This is a genomic window from Paenibacillus sp. EB106-04-04-XG159 (genome assembly GCF_058791835.1).
The window spans coordinates 1-1,105 of sequence record NZ_JBYTDY010000045.1 but is presented as its reverse complement, the minus strand read 5'-3'; the positions used below and the strand labels follow the sequence as shown (position 1 = coordinate 1,105).

Annotated in this window: 1 protein-coding gene; it reads left to right on the top strand. The window is 47.6% G+C overall.

The features are described from left to right. Positions 1–568 precede the first annotated feature (568 nt). Positions 569–1,105, top strand: a 537-nt coding sequence (locus tag AC3WTP_RS23280; protein WP_492397006.1) for a reverse transcriptase domain-containing protein, incomplete at its 3' end; no start/stop codon positions are given.

Genomic DNA, 1,105 nt, shown 5'->3' with positions numbered 1-1,105 from the left:
TTAGTGCGCCCAGCATGGGCGCTATCTATAGGGTTCAAGTCCCGAACAGCGAAGGCAGTAGTAGCTGTAGCTTAAGACAAGGGTGTCCATCGCGAGGTGGAATCTGAAGGAAGTCGGCGGCAAATCTCCGGTCTGAGGAACACGAACTTCATATAAGGCTAGCGTATGTTGGATGAAGCTGCTAAACAAGCTAAAGTCCTTACTGCCGAAGGCATATGAGAGTAAATGAAGCAGATAGATGGAGAGGAAGATAGCGTTCTTACCTGGGGAGATCTGTATGCACGTAGAGTAACTCTACAAATCTGCTCGTGAGAGCAGACTGAGCATACAGAAGTCAGCAGAAGTCATAGTACATCCGTTGTGACGACAACAGATGGAAGGACCGAACATGGTATAGGAATTGAACAGCTTGGATTTCGGATGCGGGTGAAGAAAGCAGACAATCTCCTAGTTTTTTTTGGGGAGACCTATCTGGAGAAAGTAGCGGTGAATACGCGAGGGTATTCAGAAGGGCTGAGCCCGCAACGGCATGAACAGAAGAACAATTCACGTAAGGAGTATATGTCGAATGATGGAACAGTTGCTGTCACGGGAAAACTTGCTGTCTGCACTGAAACGTGTAGAGGTGAATAAAGGAAGCCATGGAGTAGATGGAATGGGCGTAAAGGATTTACGACCCCACATCCTGCAACATTGGCATTCCATTCGCCAAAGCTTGGAACAGGGAACCTATGAACCAAATCCAGTCCGTCGGGTCGAAATCCCGAAGCCGAACGGCGGAACAAGGTTATTAGGTATCCCGACCGTGACGGATCGATTCATCCAGCAGGCAATTACACAAGTATTGACGCCGATGTTTGACCCCACATTTTCCGAGCACAGTTATGGGTTTCGTCCGAATAGACGAGGACATGACGCGGTAAGGAAAGCGAAACAATTCATGCAAGAAGGATACCGAATTGTGGTGGACATCGATCTGGAGAAATTCTTTGATCGTGTCAACCATGACCGACTCATGGCAAAATTGGCAGAGCGAATAACAGACAGAGCACTATTGAAGCTGATCCGAAAATATCTGCAATCTGGCGTGCTTATAGATGGACTT